The organism is uncultured Mycobacterium sp. (assembly GCF_964249325.1).
GTDB lineage: Bacteria > Actinomycetota > Actinomycetes > Mycobacteriales > Mycobacteriaceae > Mycobacterium.
This window is the reverse complement of the sequence record NZ_CAXUCH010000091.1, coordinates 1-16243: the sequence shown is the minus strand read 5'-3', so window position 1 is coordinate 16243 and position 16243 is coordinate 1. Positions and strand designations below refer to the sequence as shown.

12 protein-coding genes and 5 pseudogenes are annotated in these 16243 nt (G+C 64.6%); 11 read left to right on the top strand and 6 right to left on the bottom strand.

Annotated elements, in window-relative coordinates:
- The 10 genes and pseudogenes from ACFE99_RS13240 to ACFE99_RS13195 all read left to right on the top strand — a co-directional run.
- Positions 1 to 463: molybdopterin dinucleotide binding domain-containing protein (locus ACFE99_RS13240; protein ID WP_375485948.1), on the top strand; the 463-nt coding region annotated here is incomplete at its 5' end.
- A gap of 101 nt (positions 464 to 564) precedes the next feature.
- Positions 565 to 1818: an NADH-quinone oxidoreductase subunit NuoH gene (gene nuoH / locus ACFE99_RS13235; protein ID WP_375485946.1), complete on the top strand. Its 1254-nt coding sequence runs from the start codon at positions 565 to 567 to the stop codon at positions 1816 to 1818.
- Complete coding sequence (nuoI, locus tag ACFE99_RS13230) at positions 1811 to 2374, top strand: NADH-quinone oxidoreductase subunit NuoI (RefSeq protein WP_375485944.1); 564 nt, start codon at positions 1811 to 1813, stop codon at positions 2372 to 2374. The genes nuoH and nuoI overlap by 8 nt, the downstream gene beginning before the upstream one ends.
- 8 nt (positions 2375 to 2382) lie before the next feature.
- On the top strand, positions 2383 to 3147 hold the full coding sequence (locus ACFE99_RS13225) for an NADH-quinone oxidoreductase subunit J (RefSeq protein ID WP_375485952.1): 765 nt from the start codon (positions 2383 to 2385) through the stop codon (positions 3145 to 3147).
- On the top strand, positions 3144 to 3443 hold the full coding sequence (nuoK, locus tag ACFE99_RS13220; protein WP_083086179.1) for an NADH-quinone oxidoreductase subunit NuoK: 300 nt from the start codon (positions 3144 to 3146) through the stop codon (positions 3441 to 3443). The genes ACFE99_RS13225 and nuoK overlap by 4 nt, the downstream gene beginning before the upstream one ends.
- 8 nt (positions 3444 to 3451) lie before the next feature.
- Positions 3452 to 5335 carry an NADH-quinone oxidoreductase subunit L gene (gene nuoL / locus ACFE99_RS13215; protein WP_375485942.1) on the top strand — a complete coding sequence of 628 codons (1884 nt, stop codon included), beginning with the start codon at positions 3452 to 3454 and terminating at the stop codon, positions 5333 to 5335.
- Between the two features lie 11 nt (positions 5336 to 5346).
- A complete protein-coding gene (locus ACFE99_RS13210; protein ID WP_375485939.1) occupies positions 5347 to 6921 on the top strand; it encodes an NADH-quinone oxidoreductase subunit M in 1575 nt (524 codons plus the stop codon).
- Entirely contained in the window at positions 6918 to 8507 is a 1590-nt protein-coding gene (gene nuoN, locus ACFE99_RS13205; RefSeq protein WP_375485937.1) for an NADH-quinone oxidoreductase subunit NuoN, read from the top strand. Before ACFE99_RS13210 ends, nuoN begins: the two co-directional genes overlap by 4 nt.
- 2 nt (positions 8508 to 8509) lie before the next feature.
- Positions 8510 to 9157, top strand: a pseudogene (locus tag ACFE99_RS13200) (enoyl-CoA hydratase); the annotation flags it as partial.
- Positions 9153 to 9278: pseudogene (locus tag ACFE99_RS13195) on the top strand (WS/DGAT domain-containing protein); the annotation flags it as partial. The pseudogenes ACFE99_RS13200 and ACFE99_RS13195, both read left to right, overlap by 5 nt.
- On the opposite strand, the gene ACFE99_RS13190 reads toward ACFE99_RS13195, so the two are convergent.
- The 6 genes and pseudogenes from ACFE99_RS13190 to ACFE99_RS13165 form a co-directional block, all read right to left on the bottom strand.
- On the bottom strand, positions 9269 to 9505 hold the full coding sequence (locus ACFE99_RS13190) for a hypothetical protein (protein WP_375485950.1): 237 nt from the start codon (positions 9503 to 9505) through the stop codon (positions 9269 to 9271). The pseudogene ACFE99_RS13195 and the gene ACFE99_RS13190 sit on opposite strands and share 10 nt — an antisense overlap.
- A 195-nt stretch (positions 9506 to 9700) precedes the next feature.
- Positions 9701 to 10916, bottom strand: a pseudogene (locus ACFE99_RS13185) (cytochrome P450).
- A gap of 13 nt (positions 10917 to 10929) precedes the next feature.
- A pseudogene (locus ACFE99_RS13180) lies at positions 10930 to 12413 on the bottom strand (aldehyde dehydrogenase family protein).
- Positions 12406 to 13308 (bottom strand): SDR family oxidoreductase, encoded by a 903-nt coding sequence (locus ACFE99_RS13175; protein ID WP_375485935.1) that lies wholly within the window; start codon positions 13306 to 13308, stop codon positions 12406 to 12408. Before ACFE99_RS13175 ends, ACFE99_RS13180 begins: the two are co-directional and overlap by 8 nt.
- On the bottom strand, positions 13305 to 14441 hold the full coding sequence (locus tag ACFE99_RS13170; RefSeq protein WP_375485933.1) for a spirocyclase AveC family protein: 1137 nt from the start codon (positions 14439 to 14441) through the stop codon (positions 13305 to 13307). Before ACFE99_RS13170 ends, ACFE99_RS13175 begins: the two co-directional genes overlap by 4 nt.
- 3 nt (positions 14442 to 14444) lie before the next feature.
- Positions 14445 to 15066: pseudogene (locus ACFE99_RS13165) on the bottom strand (hypothetical protein).
- 788 nt (positions 15067 to 15854) lie between these two features.
- On the opposite strand from ACFE99_RS13165, the gene ACFE99_RS13160 reads away from it, so the two are divergent.
- Positions 15855 to 16100: a DUF2961 domain-containing protein gene (locus tag ACFE99_RS13160; protein WP_375485931.1), complete on the top strand. Its 246-nt coding sequence runs from the start codon at positions 15855 to 15857 to the stop codon at positions 16098 to 16100.
- The last annotated feature ends 143 nt before the right edge of the window (positions 16101 to 16243 follow it).

The following is a 16243-nucleotide window of genomic DNA, read 5'->3' as shown; positions in this document are numbered from 1 at the left end:
GCTCGACAGGCTGGCCGACGAAATGGGTGTGGACCTGGGGCTGCCGACCGCCGAGGCGGCCCGCGACGAGCTGATCGAGCTCGGCTCGTGGGACGGCGAATTCGCCTCCGATCCCACTGTTTCCGCCGCGAAGCCACCGCAGCCCGGGCAGGGCGAGGCCGTCTTGACCGGTTGGCGGTTACTCCTCGACCGCGGCCGCTTGCAAGATGGCGAACCGCACCTGGCCGGCACGGCTCGCATCCCGGTGGTGCGGCTCTCGGCCGAGTCGGCGGGCGAAATCGGCGCGGCAGACGGCGATCTGGTCACCGTGCGCACGGAGCGCGGCGGGATCACGCTGCCGCTCGCGATTACCGACATGCCCGAACACGTGGTGTGGTTGCCGCTGAATTCGCCTAATTCAGAGGTGCACCTGCAACTAGGGGTGACATCCGGCAGCCTCGTACAAATCGGAGTGCGCTCATGACGCGCCGGCGACGATGCTTCAGCGGAGCGATGAGGAGGAGCGGCGCAGATGAACCACGCCGGCGACGCTGCAGAGCGGAGCGATGAGGAGGAGCGGCGCCAATGACCCCATTCGGGCATGACACCTGGTGGCTGATCCTGGCCAAGGCGATCGCCGTGTTCGTGTTCCTGCTGCTCACCGTGCTGGCGGCTATCCTGCTGGAACGTAAGCTCCTGGGCCGCATGCAGATGCGGTACGGACCCAACCGCGTGGGTCCATGGGGATATCTGCAGAGCCTGGCCGACGGGATCAAGCTTGCGCTCAAGGAGGCCATCGTGCCCGCCGGCGTCGACCGCCCGGTCTACCTACTCGCACCGATCATTTCGACCATCCCGGCGATCACCGCATTTGCGTTCATCCCGTTCGGGCCCCAGGTTTCGGTTTTCGGCCACCGCACATCGTTGCAGCTGACCGATCTACCGGTGGCGGTGTTGTTCATCCTGGCGCTGTCGGCGATCGGGGTGTACGGCATCGTGCTCGCCGGTTGGTCGTCGGGTTCGACCTACCCGCTGCTGGGTGGGGTGCGCTCCACCGCGCAGGTGATCTCCTACGAGGTCGCCATGGGTCTGGCATTCGCGACCGTGTTCCTCTATGCCGGCACCATGTCGACATCGCGGATCGTCGCCGCACAAGACCGGGTGTGGTTCGTGTTCCTGCTGCTGCCGTCATTCCTGGTCTACCTGGTGTCGATGGTCGGCGAAACCAACCGCGCCCCATTCGATCTGCCGGAAGCCGAAGGGGAGCTCGTCGCGGGCTTTCACACCGAGTACTCCTCGCTGACCTTTGCGATGTTCTATTTGGCCGAGTACATCAACATGACAACCGTGTCGGCGTTGGCCGCGACCCTGTTCTTCGGCGGCTGGCATGCCCCCTGGCCGCTGAACATGTGGGACGGCGCCAACAGCGGCTGGTGGCCGGTGCTGTGGTTCACCGCCAAGGTATGGACCTTCCTGTTCGTGTATTTCTGGCTGCGGGCCACGTTGCCGCGGCTGCGTTACGACCAGTTCATGGCGTTGGGCTGGAAGGTCCTCATTCCGGTGTCGCTGGTGTGGGCGATGATCGCAGCGATCATCCGCAGCCTGCGAAACCACGGCTATCCGCACTGGACCCCGATGCTGGTGATCGCCAGCGCTGTTGTCGCCGTGGCGCTGCTGCTGTTGCTGCGAAGACCACTATTCGGCTTGGAAACCCGCGAGCAGGACCGCCCGCGCACCGGCGCACCGGCCGAAAAGCCGGTCCCCGAACCGGCGTTCCCGACACCGCCGTTGCCCGGCGATGCGTTGGTCGCAGCGACCCAGGAGGATTCGAATGGCTAAATTCTGGGACGCGATCGCCGGATTCGGTGTCACGTTCAGCACGATGTTCAAACGGCCGATCACCGAACAGTATCCGGAGCACCCCGGTCCGGTGGCGCCGCGCTTCCACGGCCGCCATCAGCTCAACCGGTATCCCGACGGCCTGGAGAAGTGCATCGGGTGCGAGTTGTGCGCCTGGGCTTGCCCGGCCGACGCCATCTATGTCGAAGGCGCCGACAACACCGAAGAAGAACGGTATTCGCCGGGCGAACGCTACGGGCGGGTGTACCAGATCAACTACCTGCGGTGCATTGGTTGCGGCCTGTGCGTGGAGGCGTGCCCGACCCGGGCGTTGACGATGACCAACGACTACGAGATGGCCGACGACAACCGAGCCGACCTGATCTACGAGAAGGATCGGCTGCTGGCCCCGCTGCAGCCGGGAATGACGCCACCGCCGCACCCCCGGGCGCCGGGCGCCACCGACATCGACTACTACCTCGGCAATGTGACCGCGGAAGGCTTGCGCGACAAGCATGTTGAGCACCATCGGCAACAGACGGGCGGTGTGCGGTGACGGCGGTGCTGGCCAGCGGGCTGGCCACCGACGCGATTACCCGCACCTCGACCGGTGAGGCGGTGACCTTCTGGGTGTTAGGCGCGCTGGCGCTCATCGGCGCGGTCGGAATGGTGATGGCCGCCAACGCCGTGTACTCGGCGATGTTTCTGGCGATGACCATGATCATCCTGGCGGTGTTCTATATGGTCCAAGACGCGGTGTTCTTAGGCGTGGTGCAGGTGGTGGTCTACACCGGCGCGGTGATGATGCTGTTCTTGTTCGTGCTGATGCTGATCGGCGTTGACTCCGCGGAATCTCTGGTGGAGACACTGCGCGGCCAGCGGGTCGCCGCGGTGATCGCGGGTGTCGGATTCGGCATCTTGCTGATCGCCGGAAGCGGCGCCGCGACAACCACAACCTTCGTCGGGCTGAGCAAAGCCAACGCCGGCGGCAACGTCAACGGACTGGCGACGCTGATCTTTTCCCGCTACCTGTGGGCATTCGAGCTCACCAGCGCATTGTTGATCACCGCAGCTGTCGGGGCGATGGTGCTGACGCATAAGGAGCGCTTCGAGCGGCGTAAGACCCAGCGGGAGTTGGCGATCGAACGTTTCCGTTCCGGCGGATATCCCACCCCGCTGCCGGGCCCGGGCGTCTACGCCCGCCACAACGCGGTAGACGTCGCCGCGCGGTTGCCTGACGGCTCGCCGTCGAAACTGTCGGTGCCGCAAGTGCTCCAGCAGCGCACCGTCGGCTCGGGCGACGGCGCAGATCCGGACGGTGAGTCGTGAATCCACTGAACTACCTCTACCTGTCGGCGCTGCTCTTCACCATCGGCGCGGCAGGAGTGCTGTTGCGGCGCAACGCGATCGTGATGTTCATGTGCGTCGAGTTGATGCTCAACGCCGTCAACCTCGCGTTCGTCACGTTCGCGCGGATGCATGGACACCTCGACGGGCAGATGATCGCGTTTTTCACGATGGTGGTGGCTGCCTGTGAAGTCGTCATCGGCTTGGCGATCATCATGACGATCTTCCGCACCCGCAAGTCCGCTTCGGTCGACGACGCAAATCTGCTCAAGGGGTAGGCCACGCGATGACACATCTCACCTGGCTGCTCGTGGCACTTCCGGCGGCGGGTGCCGCGATCTTGCTTCTCGGTGGCCGGCGAACCGACCCCTTCGGCCATCTGCTGGGCTGCGCCGCCGCCGTCGCGGCGTTCGGAGTGGGCGTGGCACTGCTCGCCAACATGTTCGGCCGGCCAGGTGACGACCGCGCCATCCACCAGAACTTGTTCAGCTGGGTGCCCGTCGCCGGGTTGCACGTGGACTTCGGGCTGCAGATCGACCAACTCTCAATCTGCTTCGTGCTGCTGATCAGCGGCGTCGGGTCGCTGATCCATATCTATTCGATCGGCTACATGGCCGAAGACCCGGACCGCAGAAGGTTTTTCGCCTACCTCAACCTGTTCCTGGCCGCCATGCTGCTGCTCGTGGTAGCCGACAACTACTTGGGGCTCTATGTCGGCTGGGAAGGCGTCGGCCTGGCCTCCTACCTGCTGATCGGCTTCTGGTATCAGCGGCCGTCGGCGGCCACCGCAGCCAAGAAGGCGTTCGTAATGAACCGAGTCGGCGATATCGGGCTTTCGCTGGCCATGTTCGTGATGTTCGCCAACTTCGGAACCCTGACGTTCGGCGGGGTGTTTTCCGCTGCGCCGGGCGCCGGACGCGGCGTGCTGACCGCGATCGGGTTGCTGATGCTGCTGGGCGCGTGCGCCAAGTCGGCACAGGTTCCGCTGCAGGCCTGGTTGTTTGACGCAATGGAAGGTCCCACCCCGGTATCCGCGCTGATCCACGCCGCCACCATGGTGACCGCCGGTGTGTATCTGATCGTGCGGTCCAACCCGCTGTACAACCTCTCCCCCGATGCTCAATTGGCAGTGGTGATCGTCGGGACGGTGACCTTGCTGTTCGGTGCGATCGTCGGCTGCGCCAAGGACGACATCAAGCGGGCGCTGGCGGCGTCGACGATCAGCCAGATCGGCTATATGGTGCTGGCCGCCGGTCTCGGCCCGGCCGGTTATGCGTTCGCGATCCTGCACTTGCTTACCCATGGCTTTTTCAAAGCCGGGTTGTTCTTGGGTTCCGGTGCGGTGATCCACGCGATGGACGACGAGCAGGACATGCGCCGCTACGGCGCGCTGCGCACCGTCCTGCCGGTCACCTTCGCCACTTTCGGGCTGGCGTATCTGGCGATCATCGGGATCCCGCCGTTCGCCGGTTTCTGGTCGAAGGACGCCATCATCGACGCGGCGCTGGCAGGCGGCGCGGTCCGCGGCCCCATTCTCGGTGGGGCGGCCATGCTGGGCGCCGGGATCACCGCGTTCTACATGACGCGGGTCATGCTCATGACGTTCTTCGGCGAAAAGCGTTGGGCTGACGGGGCGCATCCACATGAGGCACCGCGGGTGATGACCTGGCCGATGATCCTGCTCGCTGTCGGATCGGTGTTCTCCGGCGGCCTACTGGTGGCGGGTGGCGCGCTGCGGAATTGGCTGGAGCCGGTTGTGGGGATGCACGAAGCCAGCCACCCCACCCCGGTGTGGCTGACCAGCCTCATGACCCTGGCCGTCGTCGGTGCCGGCATCATGGTGGCTTACCGGATGTACGGCACGCGCCCTGTGCCGGAAGCGGCACCGGAGAAGGTGTCGGCGCTGACCGTGGCCGCGCGCCGAGATCTCTACGGCGACGCCTTCAACGAGGAGGTGTTCATGCGCCCGGGCGGGCAAGTGACCGATGCGCTGGTTGAGATCGACAACAGGGGTGTGGATGGCTCGGTTCTCGGGTTGGCGGCGCTGGTGAGCTGGATCTCGGACCGGCTGCGGGGCTTGCAGACTGGCTTCGCCCGCAACTATGCGCTATCGATGTTCGCGGGCGCGGTACTGGTTGCCGCGGCGATCCTGGCGGTGCAGCTGTGGTGACGAGCCTCCCGATGAGCTTTCCCTGGCTCAGCGTTTTGTGGCTGGTGCCGCTGGCCGGCGCCGGGCTGGTGATCATCGTGCCGCCGGGGTGGCGTCAGTTCGCGAAGTGGCTCGGGCTGACCGTCGCCGTGGCGGTGCTGGCGCTGGCGATTGTGATCACCGTCGGCTTCCGGCCCGGCGGCGCGCCGTACCAGTTCGTGGAAAAGCACCCGTGGATACCGGCTTTCGGCGCCGGCTACACCCTCGGGGTGGACGGCATCGCTGTGGTCCTGGTGCTGCTCAGTGCGGTGCTGGTGCCGCTGCTGATGCTGGCCGGCTGGAACGAGGGCGGCGAACGGAGCCGGGGTGTGCACGCCTATGTCGCATTGACGCTGACCGTCGAGGCGATGGTGCTGATCTCGCTGATCTCGCTGGACGTGCTGCTGTTCTACGTGTTCTTCGAAGCCATGCTGATCCCGATGTACTTCCTCATCGGCGGGTTCGGTCACGGCGCCGGGCGGTCGAGGGCCGCGGTGAAGTTCTTGCTGTATAACCTGTTTGGCGGACTGATCATGCTGGCCGCAGTGATCGGGCTGTATGTCGTGACAGCGCAACACATCGGCGGCACCTTCGACTTCCGCACGATCGTCGACGCGGTGTCGTCGGGCCGTCTGGGTGTAGACCCTGCGGTGCTCAAGGCGCTGTTCCTCGGGTTCATGTTCGCGTTCGCGATCAAAGCCCCGCTGTGGCCGTTCCACCGCTGGCTGCCCGACGCCGCGGTGGAGGCGCCGCCGGCGACCGCGGTGTTGATGATGGCGGTGATGGACAAGGTCGGCACCTTCGGCATGCTGCGTTATTGCCTTCAGCTTTTCCCTGACGCCTCAACCTATTTCCGTCCGCTGATCGTCGTGTTGTCCGTCATCGGGGTGATCTACGGCGCGATCGTGGCTATCGGGCAGACCGACATCATGCGCCTGATCGCCTACACCTCGATCTCGCACTTCGGGTTCATCATCCTCGGCATCTTCGTGATGACCACCCAAGGCCAAAGCGGCTCGACGCTCTACATGGTCAACCACGGTCTGTCCACCGCTGCGGTGTTCCTGATCGCAGGATTCCTGATCGCACGCGGCGGCACCCGCTCGATCGCCGACTACGGCGGTGTGCAGAAGGTGGCGCCGATGCTGGCTGGGACGTTCTTGGTTTCGGCGCTGGCGACGCTGTCGCTGCCCGGGCTGGCGCCCTTCATCAGCGAATTCCTGGTGCTGCTGGGAACTTTCAACCGCTACTGGTTGGCGGCGGCATTCGGGTCCACCGCGCTGGTGCTTTCGGCGGTCTACATGTTGTGGCTCTACCAGCGGGTGATGAACGGACCGGTGGCGCAGGGCAACGAACGGATCCGTGATCTGGTACCGCGTGAAGTCGTCGTCGTCGCGCCGCTGATCGCGCTGCTGCTGATTCTCGGGATCTATCCAAAACCGTTGCTGGACATCATCAATCCCGCGGTCGGCCACACCATGGCCACCACCGGCCAGCACGATCCGGCACCGAAGGTTCCGGTCACGGCGGTGCGCGACCACAAAACAGCTGAAGGACCGCACCGATGAGCATGCCCACGCCCAGTGTCGAGTACTTCGCGCTGTCGCCGATGCTCATCGTCTTCGGGGCCGCGGTGGTCGGTGTCCTGGTCGAGGCGTTCCTGCCGCGACGCTTCCGCTATGCCAGCCAGGTGACGCTGGCCCTGGCCGGCTTGGTTGGCGCATTCGTCGCAGACGTCCTGGTCGGCAGGAGAATTCCCGCTTCGGGTCAGACCGCGGTGATGCGGGCAGTGGCAATCGACGGCCCGACCTTGGTTCTGCAGGGCACGGTGCTGCTGGTCGCCATATTGGCCATCCTGTTCATCGCCGAGCGCAGCGCCGTAACGAACGCCCCCGTCGGCCCCGGCGCCGCCACCGTCGCGCGGCGCGCCGGATTGGACTTTTTCACCCCGCAGGCATCCGCGGTTCCCGACAGCGTTGCTGAGCGCCAAGCGGTTCAGGCTGGGCTTGCTCAGACAGAGGTGTTTCCGCTGACGATGCTGGCGGTCGGCGGCATGCTGGTGTTTCCGGCCGCCAACGACTTGTTGACGATGTTCGTCGCGCTGGAGGTGCTGTCGCTGCCGCTGTATCTGCTGTGCGGGCTGGCCCGGCATCGCCGCCTGCTCTCCCAGGAGGCGGGGGTGAAATACTTTCTGCTGGGCGCCTTCTCGTCGGCGTTCTTCCTCTACGGTGTGGCGCTGCTCTACGGCGCGACCGGCACGCTCACCCTGGCCGGTATCCGCGATGGGCTGGCCCAGCACCACGACAACTCGATGGCGTTGATCGGCGTAGCGCTGCTGGCGGTCGGCCTTCTGTTCAAGGTCGGCGCGGTGCCGTTCCACTCCTGGATTCCCGATGTCTACCAAGGCGCGCCGACCCCGATCACCGGATTCATGGCCGCAGCCACCAAAGTCGCCGCATTCGGGGCGCTGATGCGGGTGGTATACGTCGCGCTGCCGCCGCTGCACGACCAGTGGCGGCCCATGCTGTGGGGCATCGCGATCCTGACCATGGCGGTCGGCACCGTCACCGCGGTGAACCAAAACGACGTCAAGCGATTGCTGGCGTATTCGTCGGTCGCGCACGTCGGATTCATCCTGACCGGTGTGATCGCCGCTGTCCCGGCTGGTATCTCCGGGACGCTCTTCTACTTGGTCGCATACAGCTTCAGTACGGTGGGCGCATTCGCCGTCGTCGGTTTGGTCCGGGGCGCCGACGGCGACGAAGACGCCGACATGACCCGCTGGGGCGGGCTGGGCCGCCGCTCACCGATTGCCGGCCTGCTGTTTTCGATGTTCCTGCTGGCGTTCGCCGGTATTCCACTGACCAGCGGCTTCGTCAGCAAGTTCGCCGTGTTCAAGGCCGCCGCCCAAGGCGGCGCGGTGCCGTTGGTGATCATCGGTGTGATCGCCAGCGGCGTCGCAGCGTACTTCTATGTGCGAGTGATCGTGCTGATGTTCTTCACCGATCCGCCCGCCGAAGCCCCGCACGTAGTGAACCCCGGCGCGTGGACCAAGGCGGCGATCGCGGTGTGCGCGGCGGTGACAGTGCTGTTGGGCATCTTCCCGCAGCCGCTGCTGGATTTGGTCGAGCGGGCCGCGCAGTTCGTGGGATGACCATGACGACCCGGCAGTGGGTTCTCGTCGAGGATGATGGCGCGGTGCGGGTGATGACCATGAACCGTCCAGAAGCGCGAAATGCGTTGAATGTCGGGCTGATCGAATCGCTCTATGCCGCTTTGTGCGAGGCTGACGCCGAGCCGTCGGTGCGCGCAGTGGTGCTCACCGGCGTCGACCCTGCCTTCTGCGCCGGCGTGGACCTGAAGGAGGCGCAGCGCGAAGGCATGTCGTACTTCGAGCGCTACCAGACGCACAACTGCATCACCAAGGTGGCCGAGATCGCGACACCGATGATCGGGGCGATCAACGGCCCGGATTTCACCGAAGGCCTCGAAATGGCTTTGGGCTGCGACTTTTTGATCGCCTCAGAGCGCGCTGTGTTCGCCGATACTCATGCGCGCGTCGGCTTTCTGCCCGGCGGCGGGATGACGGCCCGACTGCCGCAGCTGGTCGGCGCGGCGATGGCGCGACGGCTGTCGATGACCGGCGAGGTGATCGACGCCTCCCGAGCCGGGCGGATCGGGCTGGTGACCGAGGTGGTGCCGCACGACCGGCTGATGGCCCGGGCCGTCGAGTTGGCGGCGCAGGTGGCCGAGGTGCCGGGGCCAACCATGGCCGCGCTCAAGAAAACCTATGTGACGGGAGCGGATCACCGGCAACGAGCTGGGCGGGATGGCGGTGTCGCTACCGGTGCACATCGGCGATCCGCTGGAACGGGTGCGGCTGACCTCGTTAAGCACGGCGATCGCCAAGCAGAACTACGAGCTGTTGGTCCTGAGCAGCACAATCCCACCCGAGCGCAGCGCCTTGGTGGCGGTGTCTCGGTCGGCGCGGATGAGGCCCACCCGGCCCCCCAGTCCGACAAACGGTCCGCCGAAAAGCGCGTCATGACCGAGGGTATAGAGAGGGCGCTGGTAACCGAACTCGGCGTAGAACGCCGAGGCGAAGATCAGCACGTCAGCGGTCAGCATGCCGCCGGAGTGGTTGGAAACCACCAGCGCGCCACCGGTGGGCGGCAACGACTCCAGGCCGTGCACGCGGGGCGAAACCACCGTTTTGCGATGGGCCCCAACGCATTGATCAACCGCTTCGTGAGCTCAGGGTCCCACTTTGCGGACCCATGGCCAGAAACGTCTTCGGCGATATTCACTAGAGAGGGTTGAAATCAAAGTCACTCACCATCACGCCCGCTACCCCGTTGTCCCAAACAACACGGGAAGCGATGTCGGCGAACGGAATACCTGTCCCCGGATATGTGGATCGTCGCCCTCGGGATCCAGGAGCAGATGAGGCAAGCGATCGAATAGCAGGTTGAGCGCAACGCGCATTTCCAGCCGGGCCAAGTGCATCCCCAAACACACGTGGACTCCATGGCCGAAGCCGATGTGCGCCCGCGGCTGGCGGAAGATGTCAAAACGATCGGGGTCGGGATACCGGTCCTCCTGCCGGTTGGCAGCGCCCAGCACCGGCATGACCGCCGAGCCCGCAGGGATGGGAACACCTCCGAGCTCGGTGTCGCGGGTAGCTACACGGGTGATCGTGAGCAGTGGGGGCTCCCAACGGATCGCCTCCTCGATTGCCTGCGGAATCAGCGACCGATCAGCGCGGACTGCGTCGAGCTGATCAGGGTTGGACAGCAGCGCAAGCAGCAGATTGCCCAGCGAGCGATACGTGGTCTCGACGCCGGCCGGCAGCAGCAAGCGCAAGAACGAGAAGATCTCCTCGTCGGAAAGCCTCTCACCGTCGATCTCGGCTTGGACGAGGCCGCTGATCAGGTCGTCTCGGGGCTGCTGTCTCCGGGCGGCGAGGATCGGGATGAAGTACTCCCGCAGTGCCTCTGACGCGGCGAGTCCCCGCTCGCGCTCGAACAGGATGCTCAGCAACGCGACGGACCAGCGCTGAAACTGCGGATAGTCCTCGCGCGGCAAACCGATAAGGCCGGCGATGATTTGGGTGGGGTATGGGAACGTGAATTCGCTTCTCAGATCGGCATGTCCCCGATCGGCGAACCGGTCGATCAGCTGATTTGCCACCTGTGCGACGAGTTCGTGCTCCCAGCGGGCCAATGCCTTTTGCGAAAAAGGCTTTGGAGACAAGGGCCCTGTGGCGGCCGTGCTCCGGTTCGTCCATCCCGAGCATGACGTGCTTGCCCAACGCGTCACCGAATGTGTCGATGATGATCGCGGACGAGAACGTCTCGTTGTCCCGCAGCATCTGCTGGACCTCTTCATGGCGATACACCATGAAGACGGGCTTGGACTCTTCGTGCGGCATGGTCGATGTGTCCAGGCGTTGTACCGGTTGTTCGCGCCGCATCAGGGCGAGCCCGGTGTATGGGTCCCGGACATCCCCGGACACCACATCATCGAACTTCCCGAAATCCTCGAGGTCGTCAAACAGATCCACTAGTGCGTCTGCTTCAGCTTGCGGGATAGCCGACCGATTTGATCTCGGTGTATTGGTCGAACCCGGCGATTCCGTTCTGGCGGCCGATGCCGCTGTACTTGTAACCGCCGAACGGCGTGTCGGCGCCGTAGGGTGCGGCGCCCTGCACGCCGATGAATCCGGCCCGTAGCCGGCGAGCTACGGCCAGCGAATGTTCGACCGAACCCGACATCACGTTGCCGGCCAGCCCGTACCTGCTGTCGTTGGCGATGCGAATCGCGTCGTCCTCGTCCTCGAACGGAATGACGGCAAGGACCGGGCCGAATATCTCTTCCTGCGCGATCGTCATCGAGTTGTCGACGTCGACGAAAAGCGTTGGCCTGACCCAGAATCCCTTGTCGAATCCGGCCGGTGGCTCGGTGCCGCCGACCAGGCAGGTGGCGCCCTCGTCGATGCCTTTTGGATATAGCCGACCACGCGCTTGCGCTGCTTGCCGGAAATAACCGGACCGCAAAGGGTTCCAGGATCCTGCGGGTCTCCCGGGGAGACATTCTCGTACATCGCCTTGAGGGTGGCTACCCCCTCGTCATACCGAGACCGGGGCAGCAACAACCGCGTCGGGTTGGCGCAGCCTTGGCCGGCGTGCATACACGGCGCGATGCCGATCGCACACGCCAACCCGAAATCGGCGTCCTCCAACACGATGGTGGCCGATTTCCCGCCGAGCTCGAGGAACAGGCGCTTCATCGTCGCCGCACCCTTTTCCATGATCCGCTGCCCGACGACAGTCGAGCCGGTGAACGAGATCAGATCAACCTTGGGCGACAGCGTGAGCTCTTCGCCCACCAGGTGGTCCGAGGCGGTGACGACGTTGACTACACCGGGCGGGATGTCGGTGGACTCGGCGATAAGGCGCCCGAGCCGCGTCGCGTTGAACGGGGTGTCGGGCGCCGGTTTCAGCACGACGGTGTTGCCGGTCGCCAGCGCCTGGGCGAGCTTGTGGATGGTGACTTCGAAGGGGAAGTTCCACGGCACGATCGCGCCGACCACACCCACCGGTTCGCGCCACACCTTGCGGGTGGTCATCTGACCGGTCACGGCTACCACCGCGTCGCCAAGGTCTATCTCCCAGGGGTATTTGTCGATCAACCCGATCGGGTACCTCAGCCCATCGGCGAGCGGAGCATCCAGCTGTGGGCCGTAAGTAATCGCCCGGGGGCAACCGACTTCGAGGATGAGTTCTTCACGCAGCGCTTCCTTCTGGGCCTCCAGCGCTTCCTGGAACTGCTCGAGACAGGCTTTGCGGAAAGCCCGATTCGTTGGCCAGTCGGTTTCGTCAAAGGCCCGCCGCGCCGCGTCGATGGCCCGGTGCATGTCCGCCTTCGACGCGTCGGCAACTTCGCCCAGCACCTCCTCGGTGGCCGGATTGATGTTGGTGAACGCGCCCGCCTCGCCGTCGACCAGCTTGCCGTCGATCATCATCTTGGGCTCAAACCGAACCTTCGCAGCGTCAGCCATTGTTCTCACTTCCTGTATTGAGTGGGTTGCGCAGGGCTCCGCGGGGCGGAATGCCCATCGCCACGCGGATCACCTGATGTAGAACTCCAGCTGGCAGAAGTCGATTGCCGTACAACAGCATTCGGGCGTCGATACCTACTGCATGCCGGGCGAAGGGGGCTCGATCGTTGTCGAGGGCTTTAGCGAGTCCCCGTGCGAATCGTTCGGGCGGCCTCGCAAGGCGCATTGCGAACCGACCGCGCCGATCGATCGTCGGGTGAAATCTGGCGTAAGGGCCGCTGAAGTCGCGGTAGTCTGATGTTCCCGCGTCGGTGATGATGTCGGTGACAAATGTCCCGGTCACCAAAACGGTGACCTCCAACCCGAACGGCGCCACCTCCCCCGCCAGCGATTCGGCCCACCGTTCGAGTGCCCCCTTCGCGGCGGAGTAGGCGGCGATCGACGGCATGCCGCGCACGCCACCCTGACTGGAGACCACCACAATCCGGCCACGACCCGCGCTCCGCATCGCCGGCAACAGCGCTTTGGTCAGCGCGACAGGTCCGAACAGGTGAGTCGCAAACATCCGCTCCCATAAGTCGATCGGCACTTCTTCGACCATTCCCGCTGCCGAGATTCCCGCGTTATGCACAAGTACATGCGGAGCACCGACGGCCTCCTCGATCGATTTAGCGGCGGCTGCGATCGACGCCGAATCGGTGAGGTCGAGTTGGACACCGATCAAGCGAGCATCGTCGGGGTGGGCGCCCGTCGCCGCCCGCAGTTTCTCGAGTCCTGGCTCCGGTGAGCGCATGGCTGCAACGACGCGCCATCCCTGCTTGTAGAGGTAGGCCGCGGAAGCGAAGCCCAGGCCGCGCGATGCGCCGGTGATGACGAGGCTGCGTGGCTCACTCATGGCGGCGAGCACCGTCCCCCGTTCGCTGGCGGCTGCACCTGGGGACGTCCGTGCGGCTGGCCGCTCATCCACGTCGACCAAATTCCCATCGAGTACGGGCCTGGTTGCCCGTTCTTTTCGTAGAAGCCTTGGGGATCATAGACTTTGGCTTCCGGATACGGCCACGGGCAGGCCACGGAGGTCGCGGCCCTGCTCCACTTGACGACGGCGAAACTCAGGCCGTACCCGAAGTACGCGACGTTGATGATGACAAGCATCACCACGAACATGCCCAGGGTCGGCCGCCCCGCGAATATCCGCGCCCGTTGCGCGAGCTTCTCGGCTACCGTGCGGCCGGTGTCGTCGCGATACAGCAGCACACCCGCGGGGATCATCACCAGCGTGACGAGCGCCGACTCGTAGATCAACGGGAATTGCCAAGGCTTACCGGGGAATACCGAAAGCCACGGAATCACCTGCGAATAGATGTACATCCCGGTGCGGACGAGCGTGATCTCCAGGAATGCATCGACGATGAAGCCGATGACGAAGATGAGTCCCGCCATACAGATGAGTGGATGGCGCCACACAAAGGAGTCGACCGGACGGCGGGCCTGAACTCGGCGCAGGATCCAGATGGCCGGGAAGTAAGGCCCTAACTGAAAGAGGACGTATCCAATGACGACGAAAGGCTCGACCGTCGGTGACAGTGAAACCAAAGGCCAGTCTTCGGGGAAATGCCAAAGCTGCGGGTTATAAACGGCGTACGGCGCCCAGTTCATGATCGGGTCCTGCCAGACGATCAACGTAGTCACGATCGCCATCAGCAGGACGGGGTGACGCGGGTGGCGCCGCCAGGCCACCACGAACGCCACAATGACGGCGAGCATGGTCCCGATCGTGAAGACGTGCTGGAGGAAGCCGAGCCAATGGGTATAGGCGAACAGCGGCCGCACCGGGCGAGGTGCCCCAGTGACGTTCGGGTTGCGAATGCGGTCGGAGACGGCACCGGTTCGCGCGTAATAAGCGATGACGGCGATCACTGCGCCGGCGACGACAATCCACGCCGCGGTGGTCAGTGACCGCTTCTTCGGTGCTGCGGTCCGAGTGTCGGCAAACGGCTTCGAAGACGGCTGGGTCTGCTCTGTGGTCATTCGCTATTCCTCACCAAAGCGGTCGACAAGATGAGAATTAACGCCGTCAGGATCCAGCGTTCGGGCGACCAGATAGCCGGCACCCATCCAGGCCCGGCGGGTCCACTTTCCGAGCGAAACCCGGGTGCCCGGTGCGCCGGCCGCGGCGGGCAACATCTTCACCCGTTCCAGGGCCTCCTTTGTGGCCGCCCTTGGCAAGCATGTCGGACCAAAAGATCGGTTCATCGGTCATCGATGCTTGCGGAAACGAGAAGGTCCACTCTCCCAGCCAGTCGTCGCTGCCGCATACGTTGATCGCCGGGACCCGGAAGCGTTCCTCGATCGCCTCACGTGTCGGCACGGCGTTCTCGCTGATGTGCGGACCGAAGACAACAAGGCAGCCCTCATCGACCAGCTCACCGTAGGCGTCGATCACCGCCTTGACCGTTCCCTTCGGCAGGCCCTCCACCTCCCGGTGGACGATTCCCACCGGACGGTCGATAACCCCCTGCTTCACGCCTTCGCTGAACACCAGATCGAACGGCTGGCTCAGATCGTCCCGCATCTCCTGCGGGTAGCCGTCGGGCAGCAGAAAGTCGAACAGGTAACCGATTTTGATCGGCTCTGCGGTGCTCTCGTAGGACATATCACCTCCGTCGGCGCAGCAGTACCCGGGCCGTCATTCAACCTAATATTTGTTCAGACACTAGCTCCGCGTCTCTTCACCGTCAATCACTGCCCGCCGCCAAACACACCGGTTCGGCGGTTGCGGACCAAATATATGGTCCACAACTTGGGTTGATATGTGGCCGATAGCGAGGGGCTATGCCGGGCGCACCCGCCGTCACACTAAACGCAACTCCCATGATGGGAGGTGGGCGGTACCGGTTTCTGGGGCGACCTCGGACTGCTCGCAGGCGCCGCAGCTGTCGATCTGGTCATTCTTCTCCTCTGGTACTTCGCGGAAAGCCGGATGGAGAGCAGCCCGAGCGTGGACGATCCGGTAGCGCCCGACGACCGCGGGGATTCATCAAAACGGCAAGTGCCAAGGCCTCCGGAGAGTTTGTCCGGCCGTTCGCGGTCACGCTGTTCGGGGGGTGTTCGCCATAGTCTATGCCGCCGCCAACTTCGTCGGATGGTCGTTAGACCTCTGGGCCCTCGACGCGCGCATCGTGCAAGAGGCCCTCACCGGTTGGGGCCGTCTGGCCGACGCCGCCTACTACCTGGACTACAACAGCCTGTCGACGGGCGGCTCCGCCGCCGCGGGAGAGAAAAGCTGGGAGAGGTCTTCTGCATCCTGGGTGTCTTCCCGCCCCGGTTGGTGGCGGCCTACGCCCGAGGCGCGAGCGGTCGGCGCAGTCGGGACCCGTCGAGGAATACCGGCGGACTGCCGTTGGTGGCGCGCGGCTCAATCTCCTGTACGGTGCACCAGTCGTGGGTGACGAGCTGGCAGGTTCACGCTCCAGCGTCTACCGCTTTCACAACGACGCTCCCGTCCCCTTTAGCAAAAGCTCCAAAGCCACGATCGAGCACGGCGGCCAGAACGCCCGTTCGGATAACTTCTTCTCCGTAGCGTACTGGTACCAGGCGGAGCCACATGCGGCCTTTCCACCGCTCCCGTCCGCAGACTCGCGCATCCCTGTCCTCCACGCCGTAGGTGGTCCAGGCAACCTGCCATAAGCGCGCAACCTGACGCGATGCGACGTGGCAACACCGCCCCGGTCTCCGTCACCTAAGTATCTGTCGGCAGTGCCTGATCGCCGCTCGTGGACGAAGGACTGCCAGTTCAAGGACAAACGCGATGAAGATGCAAAGCATACAGG

Coding starts and splice junctions, on each gene's coding strand:
- ACFE99_RS13170 (WP_375485933.1), bottom strand. CDS start 14,441: ATGACCACAGAGCAGACCCAGCCGTCTTCGAAGCCGTTTGCCGACACT.
- ACFE99_RS13210 (WP_375485939.1), top strand. CDS start 5,347: ATGAGCTTTCCCTGGCTCAGCGTTTTGTGGCTGGTGCCGCTGGCCGGC.
- nuoN (WP_375485937.1), top strand. CDS start 6,918: ATGAGCATGCCCACGCCCAGTGTCGAGTACTTCGCGCTGTCGCCGATG.
- nuoI (WP_375485944.1), top strand. CDS start 1,811: ATGGCTAAATTCTGGGACGCGATCGCCGGATTCGGTGTCACGTTCAGC.
- nuoL (WP_375485942.1), top strand. CDS start 3,452: ATGACACATCTCACCTGGCTGCTCGTGGCACTTCCGGCGGCGGGTGCC.
- ACFE99_RS13175 (WP_375485935.1), bottom strand. CDS start 13,308: ATGAGTGAGCCACGCAGCCTCGTCATCACCGGCGCATCGCGCGGCCTG.
- nuoH (WP_375485946.1), top strand. CDS start 565: ATGACCCCATTCGGGCATGACACCTGGTGGCTGATCCTGGCCAAGGCG.